This window comes from Streptomyces roseolilacinus (genome assembly GCF_014649335.1).
Taxonomy (GTDB): Bacteria; Actinomycetota; Actinomycetes; order Streptomycetales; family Streptomycetaceae; genus Streptomyces; species Streptomyces roseolilacinus.
Genome location: NZ_BMSV01000015.1, coordinates 22,477 through 39,363, shown reverse-complemented (window position 1 = coordinate 39,363; position 16,887 = coordinate 22,477). Strand labels below are relative to the sequence as shown.

The following is a 16,887-nucleotide window of genomic DNA, read 5'->3' as shown; positions in this document are numbered from 1 at the left end:
TGCGCTCCCTGCGATCGTGGTCCGAAGCTTGCGTCCGACCCACTCTAGTGCCGTTCCGCTTCCTTCGATTTTCCTTCGAACGTCTTGTCACCGGGTGGGACGTGAGGGAAGACGTACGGCCGGGGCGCCCGGTTGCGCGGGGGCGCAGATGCGATCAGGGCGGGCGCAAACCGGCGTTTCCCCCGGCGGGCCGGAAATTTCAAGATCGTTTTTTGCCGGTGGGCGGGCGCCGTGTCGGCGGCAGGTGGGAGGATTGCACCTGCACGGCGCATCGCGGGGTCGGGAGCCCCCGGGACGGGCCGTGCCGACCTGTACCGGACGACGTGTCCGCGCACGGGCGGGGGGACGTCGAGGGCCTGTCCCCCCGCTGCCGGCGCGTCGCGCAGAAGGGACCGCTGACGGCGATGCAGATCCGGCTGACCGTCCTCGCGGCGCCGCCCGGCGGGCAGACCGCGCGGCGCGCCTGCGACGTGCTCGTCACCGCCCCCGCCGGCACCGCACTGGCCGCCGTGGCCTCCGGCGTCGCCGCCGCCGCGGCGGGACCCGACGGCGCGGCGGGCACGGGCCCCGTCGTGCTGTACGCCGGGCGTGAACGGCTCGACCTCCAGCGCTGCGCCCTGGGCGAGCCACCCCTGGTCGACGGGGCGGTGCTGGCGCTCCAGGTGCCCGCGGACGACGTGGCCGCCCCCGACGGCGCGGTCGCGCGGCTGCACGTGGTGGCGGGACCGGACGCGGGCGGCGTGCACCTGCTGCACCCCGGGCACGTCCGCGTCGGCCGCTCCGCCGACGCCGACGTGCCGCTGGACGACCCCGACGTGTCGCGGCTCCACTGCGAGGTCACGGTCGGCGAGGACGGCCGCGTGACGGTCGCGGACCTGGGCTCGACCAACGGCACGGCGCTGGACGGCCGCCCGGTCGGCTCCCGGCCCGTCCGCCTGCCCGCGGGGGCGCTGCTGCGGGTCGGCGAGTCGGCCCTGTGCCTGTCGGCGGGCGCGGACGCCGCCGCCCCCCTGCCCACGGCCCCCGACGGCGAGGGCCACGTACGCGTCGTCCTCCCCGCCGTCCCGGGCCGGGACGGCGGGGAGGACGGCGGCCACGCGCGCCCCGGCGGCCCCGCCGGGGGCCCGGACGGCACCCGCACGGCCCCGGGCGGCACCCCGGCCCCGGGCGGCGCGGGCCTCCCGGCCGGGGCGGGGCACGGCTCCGCGCCCGGCGCCGGCTTCGCGGACGGCGGGACCCACCCCCGGCCCGGCACGGCACCGGCCGGCGCCGCCGCGCACGAGCGGGCACGGGACGCCCACGACGGCTTCGCGGACGGCGGGTCCGGCACCACCGGGCCCGGCGCCTACGAGGGGATGGCACGCGACCAGAGCGGCGCCGGGGGCACCCCGGCCCGGGGCACCCGCATGCCGGAGCCCCCTGCCCGGCGGCGCGGGATAGGAGCCTGGGCCCGGCGGCTCGCCGGGGCGCGCGGGGACCAGGCGGACCGGGGCGCCGGCGGCGCGGACACCGGGACCGGTGCGCCCGACGTGCCGCGCGGACCCGGCACCGAGGCGTGGCCCGACCCGGCCGCCGTGCTGCTGACCGCCCTCGGGCCCGGCGCGCGGCTCTGGGGGCGGGCGCCGGGGCACCCCGAGGCGCTCGCGGTGCGGCTCGGCACGACGGACCGGGCCGACCTCGCGGCCGTGCCCGTCACGGTCGGGCTGCGCGAGGCCGGGTCGCTGGGCCTGGCCGGGCCGCGCGCCCGGCTCCTGGGTCTGGCCCGCTCGGTCGTCGCCCAGCTGGCCGCCCTGCACGCCCCGGCGGATCTGGAGATCGTGCTGATCAGCGCCGACCGGTCGCGCCCCGTGGAGGAGCGCCGCCGCGACTGGGCGTGGCTCGGCTGGCTGCCGCACACCCGCCCCGCGCACGGCCAGGACTGCCGGCTCCTCCTCGCCTACGACCAGGACCAGGCCGCCGCGCGGATGGCGGAGCTGACCCGGCGGCTGGACGACGGGCCGCTCGGCTCCGGCCGGGCGGAGGCCGACCTCCCCCGGACCTCCCGGGCGGAGGGGTTCCGCCGGCCGGACCCGGCGGGAGCCGTCCCGGGGCCGTACACGGTGGTGGTCGTCGACGGCGACCCGGGCACCGCGGCGCTGCGCGGGACGGCCGCGCGGCTCGCGGAGACGGGCGCGGCGGCCGGCGTCCACCTGGTGTGCCTGGCGGAGACGGCGCCCGCGACGGCGGTGTTCCCGGCCGCGGCGGCGTACGAGGCGGCGTGCGCGGCGGCGCCGGCGTTCCGGGAGTGCGGCGCGGCGGGCCTGCTGACGGGTGACGTGGCGACGGCGCTGCGGGTGCTGCGGACGGCGGGCGGCCACCCGGCGGGCCACGGCACGGTCGCGACGGTCGACGCGGTGTCGCCGGCGTGGGCGGAGCGGTTCGCCCGGGCGCTGGCGCCGCTGCGCGCGGAGGGCCCCGAACCGCACGGGCGGGCCGCGGCGGTGGCGCTGCCCCGGTCCTCGCGCCTGCTCGACGAGCTGGGGCTGGCGCGGGCCACGCCCGCGTCGCTGATGGCCCGCTGGGCGTCCGCCCCGGACGGCACGGCGGTGCTGGGCGCGGGCCCGCACGGCCCGGTCGGCGTGGACCTGACGGGCGCCGACGGCCCGCACCTGCTGGTCGAGGGGCCGGCGGGAAGCGGCCGTACGGAGCTGCTGCGCTCCGTCGCGGCGTCGCTCGCCGCCGCGTCGCGGCCCGACCGGCTCGGACTGCTGCTGGTGGACGGCGCGGGCGGCGAGCGGGGCGACGGCCTCGGCCCGTGCACCGACCTGCCGCACGTCACCGAGCACCTCGTCGCGTCCGACCCGGTGCGGATGCGGGCCTTCGCGCAGGCGCTGGGCGCCGAGCTGAAGCGGCGCGCGGAGCTGCTGGGCCACGAGGGGTTCGCCGACTGGTCCGCGCGCGGCGACGGTGGCCGCCCGGACGGCCCGCCCGCCGACCGGACCGTCCCCGAGCAGCGCGGCGTCCGCGAGAGCTTCCCGGAGCAGCGCGGCGGCGACTCGGACCCCGCGTCCGACCGCACGCTGCGCCTGCGGCCCGCCGCGGGCGGTGGCCGGGCCAGGGGCGAGGCGCCGCCGCCGCTGCCCCGCCTCGTCGTGCTGGTCGACGACCTGGACGCGCTGGTCGCGCCCGCGCTCGGCAGTCCGGGCCGCCCGGCGGCCGGTTCGGTCGTGCGGGCGCTGGAGGCCGTCGCCCGGGACGGGGAGCGGCTGGGCGTCCACCTGGTCGCGGCGACGGCGCACCCGGACCGCACGGCCGGCTCGGAACCGGACCGCCGGGCGCGGGTACGGGTCGTGCTGGACGCGCCGCCGGTGCCGCCGGGTCCGGACGACCCGGCGCCGGGCCGGGGCCGGGTGCGCCGTGCCGACGGGCGGGTGACGCCGTTCCAGGCGGGCCGCGTGACCGGGCGGATCCCGCGCACGGCGACGCTGCGCCCCACCGTCGTCCCGCTGGAGTGGGAGCGCATGGGCGACCCGCCGGCCCGCCGGCCCGTACGGGAGCTGGGCAACGGGCCGACGGACCTGGCGCTGCTGGCCAGCGCCCTGGACCGGGCGGCCCGTTCGGTCGGCGCGGCGCCCGTGCCGCCGCTCGTACCCGTGTCCGACACCGCCGGCCCCGTGCGGTGACGGCACGTCACGAGCCCATCACGATCGGGGAGTAGGGACGGAAGGCGGTATTGCGGCCCCCCGGTACCCGGCGTAGACCAGAGCGAAAGGGACGACAGGGACGACGCACACGGGAGAAACGGGGCAGTGATGCGTACAACTGCGCGCAAACGCCGGACCGTCGTGGCCCTCGCGGCCGCCGGGGCCCTGGCGCTCGCCGTCGCCGGCTGCGGCGGCGACGGCGGTGACGAGGGCGGCTCCGGCGGGGACGCGGGCGGCGAGGGCACCACGCAGACCGTCCGGTTACCGAAGCTGGACGGGCAGCGCCTCCAGGTGGTGGCCGTGTGGACGGGGCCGGAGCAGGAGGCGTTCACCAAGGTCCTGAAGGAGTTCGAGAAGCGCACCGGTGCGCGCGTCTCGTACGTGCCGACGCAGGACGCGATGCTCAACTACATCGGCACGAAGATCGCCGGCGGTTCGCCGCCCGACGTGGCGATGCTCCAGCAGGTCGGCGCGCTCCGGCAGGCCGTCGAGCGGAAGTGGGCGAAGCCGGCGGGCGCCGAGACGAAGGCGCAGCTGGCCAAGAACTACTCCCGGGGCTGGCAGGACCTCGGCGCCGTGGACGGCACGCAGTACGGCGTGTACTTCAAGACCGCCAACAAGTCGCTGATCTGGTACAACACGGCGGTCTTCGACAACGCCGGCGCGTCCGAGCCGAAGACGTGGAAGGAACTGCTGACCACCGCCGAGACGATCTCCGCGTCCGGGGTCACGCCCCTGTCGGTCGGCGGCGCGGACGGCTGGACGCTGACGGACTGGTTCGAGAACGTCTACCTGTCGCAGGCCGGCCCGGAGAAGTACGACCGGCTGGCGAAGCACGAGATCAAGTGGACCGACCCGTCGGTGACCCGGGCCCTCACCACGCTCGCCGGCCTGTTCGGCAAGCCGGACACGATCGCGGGCGGCGCGGCCGGGGCGCTCCAGACGGAGTTCCCGACGTCGGTGACGCAGACGTTCACGGGCGGGGACCGGCCGAAGGCGGCGATGGTCTTCGAGGGCGACTTCGTGTCGATCAACATCGCCCAGACCGAGGCGAAGCTCGGCACGGACGCGAAGGTGTTCCCGTTCCCGGCCGTGGACGGCGGGGAGCCGCCCGTGGTGACGGGCGGGGACGTGGCGGTGGCGCTGACGGAGAAGCCGGCGGCGCAGGCGCTGCTGACCTTCCTCGCGTCGCCGGACGCGGCGGCGGTCTGGGCGGCGCAGGGCGGGTTCCTCTCGCCCAACAAGTCGCTGGACCCGGCCGCGTACCCGAACGACGTGCAGCGCGGCATCGCGAAGGCGCTGATCGCCGCCGGCGACGACTTCCGCTTCGACATGTCGGACCAGATGCCGCAGTCGTTCGGCGGCACGCCCGGCAAGGGCGAGTGGAAGGCGCTCCAGGACTTCCTGAAGAACCCGAAGGACATCGCGGGGACGCAGGCGCGCCTGGAGGCGGACGCGGCCAAGGCGTACGCGAACGGGGGCTGAGCCGTGGCAGCCGCTCCCCCTCTCCCGGCAGAGCAGCGGCGCCGCCGGCCCGCCCGCAGGGGCGTGACGGGCACCCGCGGGCTGGTCGCCGCCGTGTTCCTGCTGCCCGCGCTGGTGCTGCTGGGCGCACTCGTCGTGTACCCGATCGGGTACTCCGTCCAGCGGTCGTTCTTCGACCGGGCCGGCACGGGCTTCGCCGGCCTGGACAACTACGTGGAGATCTTCACCGACGACACGATCCTGACGGCGGTGAGGAACAACGCGGTCTGGGTCGTCGTCGCCCCGACCCTGGCCACCGCCCTCGGCCTGGTCTTCGCCGTGCTGACCGAACGGGTCCGCTGGGGCACGGCGTTCAAGCTGGTCGTCTTCATGCCGATGGCGATCTCCATGCTGGCCGCCGGGATCATCTTCCGGCTGGTGTACGAGCAGGACCCCGACCGGGGCGTCGCGAACGCGGTGTGGGTCGGCGTGCACGACACGTTCGCCGAGTCGTCCGGCTACCCGAGGGCCCGCCCCCTGCCGGTGCACCCGCTGGAGGAGGCGGGCGGCGGCGCGTACGTGACGAAGGAGCCGGTACGGGCGGGGACGCCCGCGCGGCTGCCGCTCGTCGGCGTGGCGCCCGCGGACGTGCCCGACGACGCGCGGCCGGCGCGTGAGCCGCGGCCGGCGCCCGGCGCGGTCACGGGCACGGCGTGGCTGGACTTCACCAAGGGCGGCGGGGGCACCCCCAACGCCGTCGACGCGCGGGAGGTGGGCCTGAAGGGGCTGCGGATCGAGGCGGTGCGGGACGGTCGGGTCGTCGCCACCGCGACGGCGGCGGCGGACGGTTCGTTCACCCTGCCCGCGGCGGCGGACGGCGCGCTGCTGTGGCTGCCCGAGGCGAACTTCCGGGAGCCGTACAACGGCGTGGACTGGCTGGGCCCGACGCTGGTGACGCCCGCCGTGATCGGCAGCTACGTCTGGATGTGGGCGGGCTTCGCGATGGTCCTCATCGCGGCGGGGCTCGCCGGTCTGCCGCGCGAACTGCTGGAGGCGGCGCGCGTGGACGGCGCCAACGAGTGGCAGGTGTTCCGCCGGGTGACGGTGCCGCTGCTCGCGCCGGTGCTGGCGGTGGTGCTGGTGACGCTGATGATCAACGTACTGAAGATCTTCGACCTGGTGTTCATCATCGCGCCGGGCTCGGTCCAGGACGACGCGAACGTGCTGGCGCTCCAGCTGTACCGCTCGTCCTTCGGCACGGACGCCCACCTGGGCGTCGGCAGCGCCATCTCGGTGCTGTTGCTGCTGCTGGTGATCCCGGTGATGTTCTTCAACATCCGGCGCATCAGGAAGGCGGGGCGGTGATGGGGTCTCGTACCGCACCGGCGTCACCGGCGTCGCGGCTCGCCTCCCGGCTGGCCGGCGGCGTCACGCAGGTGTTCCTCGTGGTGGTGGCGCTGTTCTGGCTGATGCCCACGGTCGGGCTGCTGCTGTCCTCGCTGCGCTCGCCGTCCGACATCAGCGGGAGCGGCTGGTGGGAGGCGCTCACCGCGCCGGCGCAGCTGACGGCCGACAACTACGCGGCGATCCTGCGCAACGACACGATCACCGACTCGCTGCTCTCCACGGTGATGATCACCGTTCCGGCGACGGTGCTCGTCGTCGTGATCGGCTCGCTCGCCGGGTACGCGTTCGCGTGGATGGAGTTCCCGGGCCGGGACTGGTGGTTCCTGGCCGTGGTGGGGCTGCTGGTGGTGCCGGTGCAGGTGGCGCTCGTACCGGTGTCGAAGCTGTTCGGGCAGGTCGGCGTCTTCGAGACGACCCTGGGCGTGGTGCTGTTCCACACGGCCTTCGGGCTGCCGTTCGCGATCTTCCTGCTGCGCAACTTCTTCGCGGAGATCCCGCGGGAGCTGCTGGAGGCCGCCCGGCTCGACGGGGCGGGCGAGATCCGGCTCTTCGCGCGCGTGGTGCTGCCGCTGGGCGGTCCGGCGATCGCGTCGCTCGGCATCTTCCAGTTCCTGTGGGTGTGGAACGACATGCTGGTCGCGCTGATCTTCGCCGACTCCGACGCCCCGCCGATCACGGTGGCGCTCCAGCAGCAGGTCCGCCAGTTCGGCAACAACATCGACGTGCTGGCGCCGGGCGCGTTCGTGTCGATGGTGGTGCCGCTGGCGGTGTTCTTCGCGTTCCAGCGGCAGTTCGTGTCGGGGGTGATGGCGGGCGCCGTGAAGTAGCGGCCCTCCCGCGGCCGGTGAGCCGGGGCGGGCATACCGGGCGGGCGTACCGGGCGGCGGTGCCGCGCGGTCCGCCCCTCGGCCGGTACGGCGCCGGTCGGCACCCCGGTCGGTACGGCTCCGGGGCGCGGGGAACGGCCGTCCGTCAGGCGCGCAGGGCCGCCACCGCGGCGGCGGCGAGGTCGTCGAGGTACCCCTCCGGCAGCCGCGCGTCCCGGACGACCACCAGGCGCCAGTACAGCGGGCCCACGATCAGGTCGAGCGCCCGGTCCGCGTCGGCGCCCTCCGCCAGCTCCCCCCGCGCGACCGCCTCGCGGACCACCTGCGCGACGACGCCGCGCTGGCCGTCGAGCAGCGTCGTCCGGACCGCCTGCGCGATCTCCGGGTGCCGCGCCGCCTCCACCAGCAGGTCCGGGATGACCTGGGAGGCCACCGGGTGGCGCAGCGCGTGGGCGGCGACCTCCAGCAGGGCGCGCACGTCGCCGTACAGGGAACCGGTCGCGGGGGCGGGCAGCCCCTCGACGGCGAACGCGGTCAGCAGGTCGAGCACCAGTGACAGCTTGGACTTCCAGCGCCGGTAGACGGCCGTCTTGCCGACACCGGCCCGCCGGGCGATGCCCTCGATCGACATCCGTGCGAAGCCGACCGCGGCCAGTTCCTCGAAGACGGCGGCGCGGATCGCTTCGGTCACGTCCTCCCGGAGCACGGCGGCTCCCGCGGGGGCGCGACGGGGGGTTCCGGGCGGCGGTGGCGTCATGCCGGGGATCATAGCGCGGCACCCTCGTCACGACGGAACGGTTGCGTTCCGACGTATGGGCGTCCTAACCTCGGCGTAGCGACGATACGGATACGTCCCGACGAAAGGGGAGCGCCGCGGTGAGCCCTGTGAGCACGATCGCGCCACCGGCCGCCGCCCGGCGGCCCGACCCCGGCCCGGACGGCCCCGGCCCCGGCCCCGGCGGCCCCGACCCGCTCCCCGCGTACGCGGTCCCCGAGGAGGACCTGCGCGCCCTCGCCCTACGGCACGGGCTGACCGTCAGCGGCGCCCGCCCCCCGCTCCCCCGGTACGCGCGGCAGCTGTGGTCGCGACGCCACTTCATCACCGCGTTCGCGACCGCCCGCCTCACCGCGCAGTACAGCCAGGCGCGGCTGGGGCAGCTGTGGCAGGTGATGACGCCGCTGCTCAACGCGGCGGTGTACTACTTCGTCTTCGGCGTCCTGATGGACACCCGGAAGCAGGTCGACGACTTCGCGGCGTTCCTGGTGACGGGCGTCTTCATCTGGACGTTCACCTCCAGCTCGGTCATGGCCGGGACCCGCGCCGTCAGCGGCAACCTCGGGCTGGTGCGCGCCCTGCACTTCCCCCGGGCGAGCCTGCCCCTGGCGCTGGCCCTCCAGCAGCTCCAGCAGCTGGCGTTCTCGCTGGCCGCCCTGCTCGCCATCCTGGTGGGCTTCGGGGCGCGGCCCGGCGCGTCGTGGCTGCTCGCCGTCCCCGCGCTGGTCCTGCAGACGCTGTTCAACGCGGGCGTGTCGCTCGCCCTGGCGCGGGTCGCGGCCCGGACGCCGGACGTGGCGCAGGTGATGCCGTTCGTGCTGCGGACCTGGATGTACGCGTCGGGCGTGATGTGGAGCATCCAGCACGTCCTGGCCGGCCGGGAGCTGCCCGGGGCGGTGGCGCTGGCCCTCCAGTACAACCCCGCCGCCCTCTACATCGACCTGGTCCGCTTCGCGCTCATCGACAGCTTCACCGCCGCGCAGCTGCCGCCCCACGTGTGGGCGGCGGCCGGCGGCTGGGCACTGGCCGCCTTCGTCGGCGGGTTCACCTACTTCTGGCAGGCAGAGGAGACGTACGGCCGTGGCTGAACGCGTTCCGACCGTCGTCGTCGACGGCGTCCACGTGACCTACACCGTCCAGGGCGCGGGGTCCGCCGGCGCCGGGAGGGCCCGGGGCTCCGCGCTCGGCAGGCTCCTCGCCCGCGGGAGGACCGCCCCGGCCACCCGCACGGTGCACGCCGTCAAGGGCGTGAGCTTCGCCGCGTACAAGGGCGAGGCCATCGGGCTCATCGGCAGCAACGGCTCGGGGAAGTCCACGCTCCTGAAGGCGGTCGCCGGACTGCTGCCGCCCAGCCGCGGCCACGTCTACACCCAGGGCCAGCCCAGCCTCCTCGGCGTCAACGCCGCGCTGATGGGCGACCTGACGGGCGAGCGGAACATCGTGCTCGGCGGGCTCGCGATGGGCATGACGCGTGCCGAGGTCAAGGAGCGGTACCAGCGGATCGTCGACTTCTCCGGGATCAACGACAAGGGCGACTTCGTGTCCCTGCCGATGCGCACCTACTCGTCCGGCATGGGCGCCCGGCTGCGCTTCTCCATCGCCGCCGCCCGGTCGCACGACGTGCTCCTCATCGACGAGGCGTTGGCCACCGGCGACGCCGCGTTCCGGCAGCGCAGCCAGGAGCGCATCAACGAGCTGCGCGCCGAGGCCGGCACGGTCTTCCTGGTCAGCCACAGCAACTCCACGATCCGGGAGACCTGCGACCGGGCGATCTGGCTGGAGTCCGGCCGGGTGCTGATGGACGGGCCGTCGGACGAGGTCGTCACCGCGTACGAGCGGAGCACGCGCTAGCGGGCCGGCGCCGCCCGCCCGCAGCCCGCGGCCCACCCACACGTCCGGCCGCCGCCCGGCCCGTCACCCGACCGGACGGCCGTCCGCCCGGCCGTCACCCCGAAGCACCTGATAAGGGGCATATCGCACCAGAACTCACTAGTGTTCGCGGGGATGACGACGCACCGGCTCAGCGCCCCCCGGACCTTCGGCCGGCACCAGCTCCGCTTCCGGGAGCGGCGCCGGCCCGACCTCCTGCCCCTCCTCACCGTCTGGGTGCTCAGCCGCGCCGCGATGCTGTGGCTGCTGACGCACGACGCGCTCGGCATCGGCGACGTCGGCGAGGAGGTCCACGTCCTCTACCGGCACTGGTACGAGCGGATCGCGGGCGGCGACCTCCCCGCCGACGAGACCACCTGGCAGTACCCGCCCGGCGCCGCCCTGGTGCTCCTCCTGCCGGGGGCGGTCCCGGGGCTGACGTACTTTCAGGGGTTCGTCGCGCTGGCCCTGCTCGCCGACGCCGTCGTCGTCCTCGCCCTGGTCCGGGCCGGCGGGGACGGCGCCTGGTACTGGACCGGCGGCCTGCCCCTGCTGCTGCACACCCCGCTCGCCCGGTACGACCTGCCGGTCACCGCGCTGGCCGTGGCCGCCCTCCTCGCGGTGCACGCCGGCCGGGCCCGGCTGGGCGGCGTGCTGGCTGGGCTCGGCGTGCTGGCGAAGGGCTGGCCGCTGCTCGTCCTGACCGGCACGGCGCCCGGGCCCGCCACGGGGCGGTCCTGGAGGCCCGCGCTGGCCACCGCGCTGGGCGGGGCGGCGATGCTGGCCGCGGCGTTCCCGCACACCCTGGACTTCCTGCGGCACCAGGGCGGCCGGGGCGTGCAGGTCGAGTCGGTCGGCGGGACGCTGCTGTCGCTGGCGCGCCTGGCGGGGTGGCAGGGCCGGGTCGTCTACCGGTACGGGGCGTTCGAGTTCACCGGGTCGTACGTGGGGGCGGTCGCGGTCGTGTCGCTGCTGTGCACCGGGGCGGCCCTGCTGGGGCTGGTGGTGTGGCGGGTGCGGTCGCTGCACTGGTCGGACGCCACGCCCCTGGACGCGGCGCTGACCGCCGTCCTGCTGGTCACCGTCACCAGCCGGGTGATCAGTCCCCAGTACCTGGTGTGGCTGCTGGGACTGGCGGCGGTGTGCCTGACGTCGCGGAACACCACGCAGCGCCCGGTCGCGCTGCTCCTGCTGCCGGCCGCCGCGCTGACCGCGTTCGCCTACCCGCTGCTGTACGGGGAGGTGCTGGCGGTCACGCCGCTGGGCTGCCTGCTGATGCTGGTCCGCAACGGGCTGCTGGTCGCGGCGGCGCTGCTGTCGTGCCGGCTGCTGTGGGAGGAGTCGGCCCCGGACGTGCTGCGCGTGCCGTGGAACGCGGCGCGGGCGAACAGGATGCGGGCGGGTCAGGAGCCGTAGGGGGCGCGTCCTCCCGGCGGGCACGGACCGGAGAGCGCGCGCCCGGCGGACCCGCGGGCGCGCCGAGGAAGGCGAGCTGAGGAAGGTGAGCGGGGGGACGCGCGAGGGGCGCCCGCCGCGCGGTCGCGGTGGGCGCCCCTCCGGGCGGTGCCGGCGGATCAGCTGTGGGTGCGCAGCAGCGTCCTCATCGTCCGCATCGCCACCGACAGGTTCGCCAGGTCGAACGCGTCGGAGCCCTGGATCTCCTCCAGCGTCGTCCGCGCCCGCGACAGCAGGGAGGCGTTCTTCTCCTCCCAGGCCGCGAACCGCTCCTCCGGCGTCGACGAGCCGTTCCCGGCCGACAGCACGTCGGAGGTGAGGGCGGCGTGCGCCGCGTACAGGTCCTCGCGGATCGCGGCGCGCGCCATCGACTGCCAGCGGTCGGCGCGCGGCAGCTCGATGATGCGGTCCATCAGCTGCGTGATCCGCAGCCGGTCGGCGAGGTCGTAGTACACCTCGGCGACGGCCAGCGGCTCCTTGCCGGTGCGGTCCGCGATGGCGACGATGTCCAGCGTCGGGAACGCCGAGGAGAACCCGGCGACCCGCGCGGCCAGCTCGGCCGGGACGCCCTCTCCGGTCAGCTCGGCGACCAGCCCCTCGTACCACTCCAGGTCGGCGCCGCGCAGCATCTTCGGCAGCTCGGCCCACACCTGCTCGACGCGGGCACCGAAGAACTCGATCGTCTCGGCGAGCTGGAGCGGCTGCGGCCGGTTGTTGAGCAGCCAGCGCGCGCCGCGCTCGACGAGGCGGCGCGAGTGCAGCCGGATCCGGGTCTGCGTCTCGGCCGGGACCCGGTTGTCGAGCCCCTCGACCGCGTCCCAGACGGCGCCCAGGCCGAAGATGGCGCGGGCGGCGGTCTGCGCGCGGACGATCTCCGCGATCGACGCGCCGGTCTCCTCGCGCAGCCGGTGCAGGAACGTCGAGCCGCCGCTGTTGACGGTGTCGTTCACCAGGATCGTGGTGATGATCTCGCGGCGCAGGGCGTGCGCGTCGATCTGCTCGGGGAACTGCTCGCGCAGGGTCGTCGGGAAGTACGTGTGGAGCAGGGTCCGCAGGTACGGGTCGTCCGGCAGGTCGGTGGCGATCAGCTCCTCCGCCACCGTGATCTTCGTGTACGCCATGAGGACGGCCAGCTCGGGCTGGCTGAGGCCCTTGCCGGCGGCGAGCAGTTCGCGGATCTGCCGGTCGGTGGGGAGGAACTCCAGCGCCCGGTCGAGGTGCCCGTCGCTCTCCAGGCGGCGCAGGAACCGCTGGTGGGCGTGGAGCAGGGAGTGCGACTGGTGGACGGCGAGGGCGAGCGCCACGTTCTGCGCGTAGTTGTTGCGCAGCACCAGGGAGCCGACCTCGTCGGTCATCTCCGCGAGGATCCTGTTGCGCTGCTTGACGGTCATGTCGCCGTCCGTGACGAGCCCGTTCAGCAGGATCTTGATGTTCACCTCGTGGTCGGAGGTGTCGACGCCGGCGCTGTTGTCGATGGCGTCGGTGTTGACCTTGCCGCCGGTGCCCTCGGGGCCGCCGGAGCGGGCGAACTCGATGCGGCCGAGCTGGGTGAGGCCCAGGTTGCCGCCCTCGCCGACGACCTTGACGCGCAGGTCCTCGCCGTTGACGCGGATCGCGTCGTTGGCCTTGTCGCCGACGTCGGCGTGCGACTCGGTGGACGCCTTGACGTACGTGCCGATGCCGCCGTTCCACAGCAGGTCCACCGGCGCCTTGAGGACGGCCTTCATCAGCTCGGCCGGGGTCAGCTTGGTGATGCCCTCGTCGATGCCGAGCGCCGCCCGCATGTGCGCGTTGACCGGGATGGACTTGGCCTGCCGCGAGTGGATGCCGCCGCCCGGCGAGAGCAGCGCGGGGTCGTAGTCGGCCCAGGAGCTGCGGGGCAGTTCGAACAGGCGGCGCCGCTCGGCGTAGGAGACGGCCGCGTCCGGGTTCGGGTCGATGAAGATGTGCCGGTGGTCGAAGGCCGCGACGAGGCGGATGTGCTCCGACAGCAGCATGCCGTTGCCGAACACGTCGCCGGACATGTCGCCGACGCCGACGACGGTGAAGTCCTGCGTCTGCGTGTCGTGGCCCAGCTCCTGAAAGTGCCGCTTCACGGACTCCCAGGCGCCGCGCGCGGTGATGCCCATGCCCTTGTGGTCGTACCCGGCGGAGCCGCCGGACGCGAAGGCGTCGCCGAGCCAGAAGCCGTAGGCGACGGCGACCTCGTTGGCGATGTCGGAGAAGGTCGCGGTGCCCTTGTCGGCGGCGACGACCAGGTACGTGTCGTCCTCGTCGTGGCGGACCACGCCGGCGGGCGGCACGACCTCGCCGCCGACCAGGTTGTCGGTGATGTCGAGCAGCGCCGAGATGAACGTCCGGTACGAGGCGACGCCCTCCGCCAGCCACGCGTCGCGGTCGACGGACGGGTCGGGCAGCTGCTTGGCGACGAAGCCGCCCTTCGCGCCGACCGGGACGATGACGGTGTTCTTCACCATCTGCGCCTTGACCAGGCCGAGGATCTCCGTGCGGAAGTCCTCGCGCCGGTCGGACCAGCGCAGGCCACCGCGCGCGACCTTGCCGAAGCGCAGGTGGACGCCCTCGACGCGCGGCGAGTACACCCAGATCTCGAACGCGGGGCGCGGCGCCGGCAGGTCGGGGATGGCCTGCGGGTCGAACTTCATCGACACGTACGCGTGCGGCCGGCCCTCGGCGTCCCGCTGGAAGAAGTTCGTCCGCAGGGTCGCCTTGATGACGGTGAGGAAGGAGCGCAGGATGCGGTCCTCGTCGAGCGAGGCGACCTGGTCCAGGGCGCCGTCGAGCTCCTCCAGGATGCCGTCCGTCAGCTCCGTGCCGGCCCGCTGCCGCTCCGGCGACATCCGCGCCTCGAACAACGAGACGAGCAGCCGCGTGGTGTGGACGTTGTCGCGGAGGGTGTCCTCCATGTAGTCCTGGCTGAACGTCGACCCGGCCTGCCGCAGGTACTTGGCGTAGGCGCGCAGCACCATCGCCTGGCGCCAGGACAGCCCGGCGCTCAGGACGAGGGCGTTGAAGCCGTCGTTCTCGGCCTGCCCGGTCCAGGTCGCGGCGAACGCCTCCTGGAACCGCTCGCGGGCGTCGTCGCCGAGGTAGTCCCCGCCGTTGCCCGCGGGAGCGGGGATGCGCAGCCCGAAGTCGTAGATCCAGGCATGGGTGCGGTCGGCGCAGCGCAGCTCGTAGGGGCGCTCGTCGACGACCTCGACGCCGAGCCGGTTGAGGACCGGCAGCACGGCGGAGAGGGAGACCTGCGCGCCCGTCTTGTAGATCTTGAAGCGGCGCTCGCCGGGGGCGGCGCCGACCGGCTCGTACAGGGACAGCGCGAAGTCCTTGTCGCCCTGGGTGAGCTGCTCCATCTGGAGCACGTCCGCGACGGCGGAGCGCGGCGGGTGGTCGGCCTTGTAGCCCTCCGGGAAGGCGTTGCCGTAGCGGCGCAGCAGCTCGGCGGCGCGCTCCTCGCCGATCTCGGCGTCGAGCGCCTCGCTGAAGCCGTCGGCCCAGGAGCGGGCGGCCTCGGCGAGCCGGTTCTCGAGGCGGTCGGCGTCGGCGCCGGTGAGCGGGGTGAGCGTGGTGCCCTGCGGGACGCGGACGACGAAGTGGAGGCGGGAGAGGACCGACTCGGTGTTCCAGGCGGTGAAGTCGACGCTGGTGCCGCCGAGCTCCTCCTTCAGGATGTCGGTGAGCCGCTCGCGGACCGTGGTGTTGAAGCGGTCGCGCGGCAGGTAGACGAGGGCGGAGTAGTAGCGGCCGTACTCGTCCTGACGCAGGTACAGGCGCAGCCGGCGGCGCTCCTGGAGGTACAGGACGCTGGTGACGATGGACAGCAGCTGGTCGACGGGCGTCTGGAACAGCTCGTCGCGCGGGTACGTCTCCAGGATCTGCAGCAGGTCGCGGCCGTCGTGGCTGGCGGGCGAGAAGCCGGCCGCGTCGAGGACCTCGGAGACCTTGCGGCGGATGACGGGCACGCGCCGCACGGACTCGGTGTAGGCGGCCGACGAGAACAGGCCGAGGAAGCGGCGCTCCCCGACGACGTTGCCCTGCGCGTCGAACTTCTTGACGCCGATGTAGTCCAGGTACGACGGGCGGTGGACGGTGGCGCGGCTGTTGGCCTTGGTGAGGATGAGCAGCTTGTGCTCGCGGGCCTTGGCGCGGGCGTCGGCGGGCAGCCGGTTGAACGACGGGGACACCGGGTGGCCGTGGGCGTCGTCGCCGCTGTGGTGCGGGTCGGAGCGCAGGATGCCGAGGCCGGTGCCGGGCACGGCGGCGAGGGCGTCGCCGTCGACGAGGTTGTACTCGCGGTAGCCGAGGAACGTGAAGTGGTCGTCGGCCAGCCAGCGCAGCAGCTCGCGGGCCTCCTCGACCTCGCTGGGCCGCAGGTCGCCGGCGGTCGGCTCGTCCGCGAGTCCCTCGGCGAGGCGGAGCGCGGCGTCGCGCATCTTCTCCCAGTCCTCGACGGCCTCGCGGACGTCGGACAGGACGCGCAGCAGGTCGGCGGTGATCTGCTTGAGGTCGGCGCGGTCGGTCTCGCGGTCGATCTCCACGTGGATCCACGACTCGACGAGCGCGTCGTGCGGCCTGGCGTGGCCGCCGATCTCGGAGCCGGGGCCGGAGGAGACGACCTCGATGAGCCTGCCGGTCACGTCGCGGCGGACGACGACCTGCGGGTGCACGACGAGGTGGATGCCGCGGTTCTGCCGGGACAGCTCGTTGGTGACGGAGTCGACGAGGAACGGCATGTCGTCGGTGACGACCTCGACGACGGAGTGGCTGCACGTCCAGCCGTTCTCCTCGACGGTCGGCGTGTGGACGCGGACGCTCGCCGTGCCCTGGGGGCGGTTCTCGGCCAGCCGGTAGTGGGAGAGCGCCGCGCCGAACACGTCGACCGGGTCGCGGTCGGTGAGGTCCTCGGGAGCGGTGTGCAGGTAGTAACGCTGGAGGTACTCGAGCACGGTGCCCGGGTCGGGCCTGTCCCCGGTCTCGTTCTCAGCTACCCGGGCGGCCCGTTCGAGCAGCTCGGCCTTGGCTTCGTCCAGCTTGGTCTGCATGTCCTCTGGCTCCTGTCGCGCGCCGTTGCGTGACGTAGGGGAAGGGTGTGGCATCACGTTCACGCTTCAACGCGGGGTATCCGCTCGACGGGCACGTTATGCCGGAATGGGGAAAGCCCGGACGGTTATCGGCCATTCTCGGCGGGAAAGCCTTGGACGGCGGGGGAGCCGGGCAGAAAGGATCAGCACCCGCCCGGGCACGGTGGCTCACCGGGCGCCGGCCGGGGGCTTCGCTGCCCCCACGGCGTATAGCGCTGATCACGGGTCCAGGCTATCGCTCCTCACCCCGGAGCCGTCATGAGCCGTATGTGTACAAAAGACGACCCCGAAGTTTGACAGTGTGGACA

At 74.6% G+C, this 16,887-nt stretch carries 9 protein-coding genes; 7 read left to right on the top strand and 2 right to left on the bottom strand.

Annotation, left to right across the window (positions count from 1 at the left end):
* Nucleotides 1–404: 404 nt before the first annotated feature.
* The 4 genes from IE106_RS27750 (at nucleotide 405) to IE106_RS27735 (ending at nucleotide 7,381) form a co-directional block, all read left to right on the top strand.
* On the top strand, nucleotides 405–3,662 hold the full coding sequence (locus tag IE106_RS27750; protein ID WP_189538029.1) for an FtsK/SpoIIIE domain-containing protein: 3,258 nt from the start codon (nucleotides 405–407) through the stop codon (nucleotides 3,660–3,662).
* Nucleotides 3,663–3,791: 129 nt separating this feature from the next.
* Nucleotides 3,792–5,168 carry an ABC transporter substrate-binding protein gene (locus tag IE106_RS27745; RefSeq protein ID WP_189537980.1) on the top strand — a complete coding sequence of 459 codons (1,377 nt, stop codon included), beginning with the start codon at nucleotides 3,792–3,794 and terminating at the stop codon, nucleotides 5,166–5,168.
* Nucleotides 5,169–5,171: 3 nt separating this feature from the next.
* Nucleotides 5,172–6,512: a carbohydrate ABC transporter permease gene (locus tag IE106_RS27740; RefSeq protein ID WP_373295997.1), complete on the top strand. Its 1,341-nt coding sequence runs from the start codon at nucleotides 5,172–5,174 to the stop codon at nucleotides 6,510–6,512.
* Entirely contained in the window at nucleotides 6,512–7,381 is an 870-nt protein-coding gene (locus IE106_RS27735; RefSeq protein ID WP_189537978.1) for a carbohydrate ABC transporter permease, read from the top strand. The genes IE106_RS27740 and IE106_RS27735 overlap by 1 nt, the downstream gene beginning before the upstream one ends.
* Before the next feature lie 145 nt (nucleotides 7,382–7,526).
* Here the strand turns inward: IE106_RS27735 and IE106_RS27730 are convergent, their stop codons facing one another.
* Nucleotides 7,527–8,150, bottom strand: coding sequence for a TetR/AcrR family transcriptional regulator (locus tag IE106_RS27730; RefSeq protein WP_189537977.1), 624 nt, complete (start codon nucleotides 8,148–8,150; stop codon nucleotides 7,527–7,529).
* Nucleotides 8,151–8,257: 107 nt separating this feature from the next.
* Between IE106_RS27730 and IE106_RS27725 the strand changes: the two genes are divergently transcribed.
* The 3 genes from IE106_RS27725 (at nucleotide 8,258) to IE106_RS27715 (ending at nucleotide 11,441) form a co-directional block, all read left to right on the top strand.
* A complete protein-coding gene (locus IE106_RS27725) occupies nucleotides 8,258–9,244 on the top strand; it encodes an ABC transporter permease (protein ID WP_373295996.1) in 987 nt (328 codons plus the stop codon).
* Nucleotides 9,237–10,007 (top strand): ABC transporter ATP-binding protein, encoded by a 771-nt coding sequence (locus IE106_RS27720; RefSeq protein ID WP_189537976.1) that lies wholly within the window; start codon nucleotides 9,237–9,239, stop codon nucleotides 10,005–10,007. The genes IE106_RS27725 and IE106_RS27720 overlap by 8 nt, the downstream gene beginning before the upstream one ends.
* Before the next feature lie 153 nt (nucleotides 10,008–10,160).
* Nucleotides 10,161–11,441 carry a glycosyltransferase 87 family protein gene (locus IE106_RS27715; protein WP_229840856.1) on the top strand — a complete coding sequence of 427 codons (1,281 nt, stop codon included), beginning with the start codon at nucleotides 10,161–10,163 and terminating at the stop codon, nucleotides 11,439–11,441.
* 158 nt (nucleotides 11,442–11,599) lie between these two features.
* On the opposite strand, the gene IE106_RS27710 is transcribed toward IE106_RS27715, so the two are convergent.
* Entirely contained in the window at nucleotides 11,600–16,540 is a 4,941-nt protein-coding gene (locus IE106_RS27710) for an NAD-glutamate dehydrogenase (protein WP_189537975.1), read from the bottom strand.
* Nucleotides 16,541–16,887: the final 347 nt, after the last annotated feature.

Bases quoted from the DNA above. Each gene is read 5' to 3' on its own strand.
- IE106_RS27710 (WP_189537975.1), bottom strand. From the start codon at position 16,540: ATGCAGACCAAGCTGGACGAAGCCAAGGCCGAGCTGCTCGAACGGGCC.
- IE106_RS27750 (WP_189538029.1), top strand. From the start codon at position 405: ATGCAGATCCGGCTGACCGTCCTCGCGGCGCCGCCCGGCGGGCAGACC.
- IE106_RS27730 (WP_189537977.1), bottom strand. From the start codon at position 8,150: ATGATCCCCGGCATGACGCCACCGCCGCCCGGAACCCCCCGTCGCGCC.
- IE106_RS27745 (WP_189537980.1), top strand. From the start codon at position 3,792: ATGCGTACAACTGCGCGCAAACGCCGGACCGTCGTGGCCCTCGCGGCC.
- IE106_RS27715 (WP_229840856.1), top strand. From the start codon at position 10,161: ATGACGACGCACCGGCTCAGCGCCCCCCGGACCTTCGGCCGGCACCAG.
- IE106_RS27735 (WP_189537978.1), top strand. From the start codon at position 6,512: ATGGGGTCTCGTACCGCACCGGCGTCACCGGCGTCGCGGCTCGCCTCC.